Origin of the sequence: Blastococcus mobilis (assembly GCF_900188025.1) — a bacterium.
Classification (GTDB): domain Bacteria; phylum Actinomycetota; class Actinomycetes; order Mycobacteriales; family Geodermatophilaceae; genus Blastococcus_B; species Blastococcus_B mobilis.
In genome coordinates, this window is record NZ_FZNO01000033.1 from 37,653 (window position 1) to 43,652 (window position 6,000).

General features: G+C 74.4%; 7 protein-coding genes and 1 rRNA gene. 3 read left to right on the forward strand and 5 right to left on the reverse strand.

Features of this window, described 5'->3' with window-relative positions; genetic code table 11:
* Positions 1–55 precede the first annotated feature (55 nt).
* A complete protein-coding gene (locus CHB94_RS21540) occupies positions 56–373 on the forward strand; it encodes an SCP2 sterol-binding domain-containing protein (protein WP_254920832.1) in 318 nt (105 codons plus the stop codon).
* Between the two features lie 13 nt (positions 374–386).
* Here CHB94_RS21540 and CHB94_RS21545 read toward each other — a convergent pair whose 3' ends face one another.
* A complete protein-coding gene (locus CHB94_RS21545; protein WP_089338602.1) occupies positions 387–1,463 on the reverse strand; it encodes an HAD-IIA family hydrolase in 1,077 nt (358 codons plus the stop codon).
* Between the two features lie 20 nt (positions 1,464–1,483).
* The gene (locus CHB94_RS21550) at positions 1,484–1,876 is read right to left on the reverse strand and encodes a tetratricopeptide repeat protein (RefSeq protein WP_089338603.1); all 393 of its coding nucleotides are present in this window, start codon (positions 1,874–1,876) and stop codon (positions 1,484–1,486) included.
* 220 nt (positions 1,877–2,096) lie between these two features.
* On the opposite strand from CHB94_RS21550, the gene CHB94_RS21555 reads away from it, so the two are divergent.
* Positions 2,097–3,302 (forward strand): DUF1015 domain-containing protein, encoded by a 1,206-nt coding sequence (locus CHB94_RS21555; RefSeq protein ID WP_438264949.1) that lies wholly within the window; start codon positions 2,097–2,099, stop codon positions 3,300–3,302.
* A 14-nt stretch (positions 3,303–3,316) separates the two neighbouring features.
* Here CHB94_RS21555 and CHB94_RS21560 read toward each other — a convergent pair whose 3' ends face one another.
* Both CHB94_RS21560 and CHB94_RS21565 read right to left on the reverse strand, forming a co-directional pair.
* Positions 3,317–3,676: a single-stranded DNA-binding protein gene (locus CHB94_RS21560; protein WP_089338605.1), complete on the reverse strand. Its 360-nt coding sequence runs from the start codon at positions 3,674–3,676 to the stop codon at positions 3,317–3,319.
* Positions 3,677–3,776: 100 nt separating this feature from the next.
* Positions 3,777–4,715, reverse strand: coding sequence for a tetratricopeptide repeat protein (locus CHB94_RS21565; protein ID WP_141137597.1), 939 nt, complete (start codon positions 4,713–4,715; stop codon positions 3,777–3,779).
* Between the two features lie 273 nt (positions 4,716–4,988).
* On the opposite strand from CHB94_RS21565, the gene CHB94_RS24690 reads away from it, so the two are divergent.
* Entirely contained in the window at positions 4,989–5,639 is a 651-nt protein-coding gene (locus CHB94_RS24690; RefSeq protein WP_141137598.1) for a hypothetical protein, read from the forward strand.
* Between the two features lie 279 nt (positions 5,640–5,918).
* Here the strand turns inward: CHB94_RS24690 and rrf are convergent.
* Positions 5,919–6,000: ribosomal RNA gene (rrf, locus tag CHB94_RS21575) — 5S ribosomal RNA — on the reverse strand; the annotation flags it as partial.

Here is a 6,000-nt window from a genome sequence, read left to right on the forward strand (position 1 = left end):
CAACAACCCTGTGCAGCGTTGGAGGCCCGCCCGCGTGGCGACGATGGATCAGTGCATGAAGGCCCTCCAGGCCATCCTCGGGGATCTCGCGGCGAACCCCGCGGCGGAGGGACTGGACCGCAGTCTCTCCTGCCGGTTGACCGACCTGGACGAGGTCGTGGTCGGCCGGCTCGGTTCCGGAGCGGTGCGGGACCTGCGCGTGTTGCCGCACGGCCCCGCGGTGCCGAGGGCCGACATCCGGCTCACGATGACCAGCGACGACCTCGTGGCGCTGACCAACGGCAAGCTTCACTTCGGGCCCGCCTGGGCGACCGGACGGGTGAAGCTGGAGGCCGGTCTCCGCGACCTGCTGCGTCTGCGCAAGCTGCTCTGAGCCCCCGGCGGGGCTACTCGGCGGCCGAGGGCGGGATCAGGCCCCAGCGGCCGAGCGCGTCCTCCGCGCGGGAGCCGGTTGCCACGACCCGCACGGGAGTGCCGTCATGGGGGTGCCGGGACCAGTGCGCCGCGCAGAGCGCCCGCAGCCCGTCCAGGCCGTCGCTCCGGCCGTCCGCGCCCCCGGCCTCCAGGACGAGGAGGTCCTCTCCTTCGGCAGCCTGGACCGACCACGTCCCGCACCGCCAGGACGCCCCGTCCACGCAGACCGCTGGGTGGGGACGCAGCAGGCCGGCGGCATCGGCGGCGATCAGGTCCGGGCGGTGCTGCGGGGCCGCGGTGAGCAGCAGGGCAGGGTCGGTGACCCCCGAGAACACCAGCAGGCTCGCCGCACCGACCCTGCGGGCTCCCTCGATGTCGGTGTCGAGGCGGTCGCCGACGACGAGGGGTCGTCGAGCCCTGGTCCGGCGAACGCACTCGGCGTGCATGGCCGGATCGGGCTTGCCGGTGATCAAGGGCGGCTGTCCGGTCACCGCGGTCACGAGTCCCACCAGCGCCCCGTTGCCGGGCAGCGGGCCGCGGGGTGAGGGAATGGTGAGGTCGTTGTTCGTGGCGACGTGACGGGCGCCCCCGCGGACCGACACCACTGCCTCGGCCAGCTGGATCCAGCCGACCTCGCTGCCGTAACCCTGGACGACGGCGGCAGGGCTGTCCTCGGCGCGCGCCACGACGGTGAGACCGGCCGCCGTCAGCGCGGCCGCGACCCCGGGCCCGCCGACGGCCAGGACGGGGGCGCCCGGCTCGAGCAGCTCCGCCACCACGGTGGCAGCCGCCTGCGAGCTGGTGATGACCTCGGTCGCCTCGGCCGGCACACCCAGCCGGGTCAGATGCGCGGCGACCTCGTCCGGCGGCCGGGAGGCGTTGTTGGTCACGAAGCCCAGTCGCATGCCGGCGGCCCGGACGGCGCTCAGGGCAGCGGGGACGCCCGGAACGGCATCCGGTCCGACGTACACGACACCGTCGAGGTCGAGCAGCGCGACGTCGTAGACCTCGCACGGTGGAGCGCTGCTGCCCGCGGCGATCGAACTCATGGCTCCAGGATCGACGGCGGTCATGAGGACTGCGCCGCCCGCCGTGCACGCACACCGCGCAACGCCCGGGCGTAGTGGCTCGCGTCGGGACGCATCGCCACCGCGAGGGCGAGGTGTTCGACCGCCAGCCGCAGCTCTCCTGCCCTGCTGGCGGACAGCCCGAGGCCGAAGTGCGCGTAGTCGTCGGTGGGGCTGACCGCTGTCAGGGCGGTGAAGCTGATGACTGCCTCCTGGTAGCGGCCGGCGTCGTACTGGGCTCGCGCCAGCGCCTCGAGGATGCTGCGCGAGCCCGGCTCGGCGTCGGCGGCACGGCTGAGCAGGGTGGCGGCAGCGGCGGGATTGCCGTCGCGCAGGAACTGGACGCCGCGCTGGTACCACTCGTACACGTCGCCCTCGGGAGAAGTCTCCGGCACCCCTGCCCCCTTCTCCCTCGTCCGGGCCGGGCGGACCCGCCCTACCCGGCCCGCCCGGCCCGGACGGACCGCTCACGGCGGGCTGGATCGGCTCGCTCCTACGATCGACCCCGTGGTGGAGTCGTCGTCGTCCCTCTCGTCCGTGTCGGCGACGGGACTCGACGTCCGTCCGTTCCGTGCCCTGACCTATCGGCAGCAGGACCCCGAGCATCTCGCGCGGGTGAGTTCGCCAGCCTACGACCTGGTGACGCCCGCCGGCCGCGACCGACTGGCCGGCGCCGACCCGCACAACGTCGTGCGGCTCATTCTCCCGGTACCCGACTCTCACCCCGGCGCCACGGGGGATCCCGCCGGGCGCTCCGCGGAGCTGGCCGCCACCACCCTGCGCCGCTGGCAGGACGAGGGCGTCCTGGTCCGGGACCAGGAGCCGGCGCTGTGGCTGTACGAACTGCGCCCGGGCGGAGGTGGATCGGCGACGGCCGGCTGGCTGGGCGCCGTCACGCTGCCCCCGCCCGGTTCGTCGGCGGTGCTGCCCCATGAGGACACCTACCCCGCGGCCGTCGAGGGCCGGCGGGCGCTGCTGGCTGCGACCGGGACCGATCTGGAGCCGATCGTGCTGGCCCATGATCCGGACCGGGAGGTGGCCGGCGTCACCGAGGTGGTGCGGCAGGGTCCGCCGACCATGACGGTGGACGACGCGGACGGGGTGGGGCACCGGCTGTGGCGGGTGACCGAGCGCCCGATGCTGGATCGGCTCACCGCCGCCTTCGCCCGGACCGGGGCCGTCATCGCCGACGGCCACCACCGCTTCGCCGCGGCCCGCGCCAACGGCCGTACGCGTGACACCCGGGCCAGCGGCGGAAGCGTGCTGGCGCTGGTGACGCCGATGGGGCCCGGAGGCCTGCGCGTCGACCCGATCCACCGCGTGGTTCCCGACCTCGACCTGGACGCCGCGGTCCGTGCCGCAGCGACCGGCTTCCGGGTCAGTGAGTTGTCGACGGACGACGGGAGGGGGATCCCCGACGCGGTCGACCGGTGGGTGACCGACCCCGGCGAGCGCGACTTCCTCGTCTCCGACGGCGCGCGACTGATCCGCCTCAGCCATCCGTCCGACGCCGTTCTGGCGGCCGTGCCGTCCGAAGCGCCCCCTGCCTGGCGCGGGCTGGATGTCGTCCTGGCCCACCACGGTCTCCTGGACCTGCTCTGGCACCGCCGGGACGATCCCGACTCGGTGCTGATCGCCCACTCCGCCGAGGAGGCCCTGCGGCTGGCGACCGAGCGCGCCGGTGTGGCGCTGCTGCTGCGGGCGCCATCCCCGAGGGACGTCGCGGCGGTGGCACGGGCCGGTGCACGCATGCCACGGAAGTCCACGCTGTTCGTGCCCAAGCCCCGGACCGGTCTGGTGCTGCGCCCTCTGGCGGACTGACCGGGGTCTCGGCTTCACGCCGTCCGCTCGCTGGAACCGGGGGCGGATCGCGGGACCTTCCGGCCCTTGCGGCAGTTCACCTCGCAGACCGAGGCGGTGCCGCTGCCGGTGCGCCAGAACCGCCGCTGCAGCGCCCCCTCGACCTCGACGACGTCGCCCGGTTGCCACATCGCCGCGCGCCGCTGCAGGCCGCGGTCGTAGGTGATGCAGGTCAGCACGTCCACCGACTGACCGCGGGCCCGCGGCACGGGTCGCCGCACGACGAGCCGGAAGGTCAGCAGCGAATCACCGCTGGGCAGGGTGCGGATCTCCGCCGGGGCGGACACCCGCCCGCGGAGGACCACGTCGTTCCGATCGATCACAGCCACGCTCATGCAGCGAGGGTGCTGGACCGGCGGTGACCGCCCGGGGGCTCAGCGGCATCTGTGGACGCCGCCGAGCACTGTGGACGAGGAGCCCCCGAACGTCGGGGGCTCAGTGCATGTCAGCGGCTGGCTCATCGCCGTCCGCAGCGGATCCGTCCGACGGCGGATCGGTCTCGCCGAGGAGTTCGGCCACCTCCGCCTCCACCTCCTCGTCGAAGCTCCGACCCTGGCGGTGGTCGTCCTCGGGCAGCGGACGCACCACCTCCGGAGCGGCCGGCTGCCTGGACGGCTGCGCAGCATCAGCGTTGTCCTCGGTCCCGAGGCCGTCGCTGTCGACGTCTTCGTCGAGCTCGTCCTCGAGATCGGTGAACTCGATGCCGAGGCGGTCGACGGCGCCGGTGAGGTCCTCGGGATCGGCCGCGGCGATGGCGACGAACCACGCCATGGCGCGCTCGTTCTCTCCCTGGATCTGAAGGAGATCGGCGTAGGCGGCGGCGAGCCGAAGCCGGGGCGCATCCCCCGGCACGAGAGATGCCGGGTCGAGCGGGCTGCCGAGCGCACCTTCGAGCACGAGCCGAGCGGCGGCAGCCTCACCGAGGTCCAGCCGGGCGCCGGACTCCACGATCCGGAGCTCGGCGGTCTCCTCCGGGTCCGGATCGTCCGCGAGCGCCTCGGCGACGAGACGCAGAGCCACCTCCGGTCGCCCCAGCGCCCGCTCGCAGTCGGCCAGGACGGCGCGGTAGCTCGCGTCACCGCTCATCCGGCGGTAGGCGCGCAGCTCCCGAGCCGCCTCGGCGTAGTCCTCGGCGTGGTAGGCAGCGACGCCCACCGCCTCGCGGACCGCCGCCACGCGCGACGCCCGGTCGCGAGCCGCACGGGCGTGGGCGAGCGCCGCAGCGGGGTCCTCCTCCACGAGGGTCCCGGCGGCGACGAGGTGCCCGGCTACCCGCTCGACGTTCCGGGGGTCGAGGCCGCGGAGAGCGCCGCGCACGGCGGGATCGAGATCGCGGGCATCCACCCAGTCCGGGATCTGCGGCCCGGGAGGCAACGGCGGGCGCCGCTCCTCACCAGCCGTGGATCGGCCGGCGCCCCGTGCCGGAGCACCGCGTCGGTCGTCGGAGGGACGGCGCTCCCGCCAGTTGCCACGATCGCCACCCGGAGCGCCGGACCGCTGCGCGCGGTCCCCGGTCGACCGGTCGGAGCGAGGACCCGAGGCCCGCTGCGGTCGGTCACCCTGCGGACGACGGTCCTGCCACTGCGGACGGTCACCCGTGGGACGGTCACCCTGCGGACGACGGTCCTGCCACTGGGGCCGGTCCCCGTGAGGGCTGCTGCGTTCGGTCCGCTCCTGCCACTGACCGCGAGCGTTCCGCGAGCCCGGGGCGCGCTCGGGCGCGGCACGGCCGGGACGGTCAGTGCGGTCACCCTGCGGACGACGGTCCTGCCACTGCGGACGGTCACCCGTGGGACGGTCACCCTGCGGACGACGGTCCTGCCACTGGGGCCGGTCCCCGTGAGGGCTGCTGCGTTCGGTCCGCTCCTGCCACTGACCGCGAGCGTTCCGCGAGCCCGGGGCGCGCTCGGGCGCGGCACGGCCGGGACGGTCAGTGCGGTCACCCTGCGGACGACGGTCCTGCCACTGCGGACGGTCACCCGTGGGACGGTCACCCTGCGGACGACGGTCCTGCCACTGCGGCCGATCACCGGCGGACCGACCACTGCGCGGAGCACCGGGGCGTGCGGAGCCACCGCCAGTCGGACGGTCACCTTGCGGACGACGGTCCTGCCACTGCGGACGGTCACCCGCGGGACGGTCACCCTGCGGACGACGGTCCTGCCACTGCGGCCGATCACCGGACGGGCGGCCGGACTGTGGTCGGCGCTCCTGCCAGGTCGACTTTTCGTCACGCGAGGAATCAGCGCCACGGCCGCCCGCTGCCCGACCGCCGGATCCGCCGACGGAGCCCCGTGACGAACCGGCTCCTCCATGGCGCGCTCCACCCCCGGAGGGCGCACTGCCACGACCGGCGGCGCCACCACGAGGGGTGCCTGCCTTGCCCTTACCTGCGGCGCCTCGTCCCGCTCCGGAGCTGCGATCGTCGCGCGCTCCACCCGATCCGCGTCGCGGTGATGTCATGACCTGGAGTACCTCTTCGGTTGGCGGCGCTCATCGGCAGAACGCCGACGGCAGAACCGGACACAACGAACGGGGGCCAGAGCACGTGGCTCTGACCCCCGTTCGGGAATGGTTGTCCGGCGGCGTCCTACTCTCCCACCCCGTCTCCGGGGCAGTACCATCGGCGCTGAGAGGCTTAGCTTCCGGGTTCGGAATG

Excerpts from the sequence above, each read along its gene's own strand:
- CHB94_RS21540 (WP_254920832.1), top strand. The coding sequence starts at position 56 with ATGAAGGCCCTCCAGGCCATCCTCGGGGATCTCGCGGCGAACCCCGCG.
- CHB94_RS21545 (WP_089338602.1), bottom strand. The coding sequence starts at position 1,463 with ATGAGTTCGATCGCCGCGGGCAGCAGCGCTCCACCGTGCGAGGTCTAC.
- CHB94_RS21560 (WP_089338605.1), bottom strand. The coding sequence starts at position 3,676 with ATGAGCGTGGCTGTGATCGATCGGAACGACGTGGTCCTCCGCGGGCGG.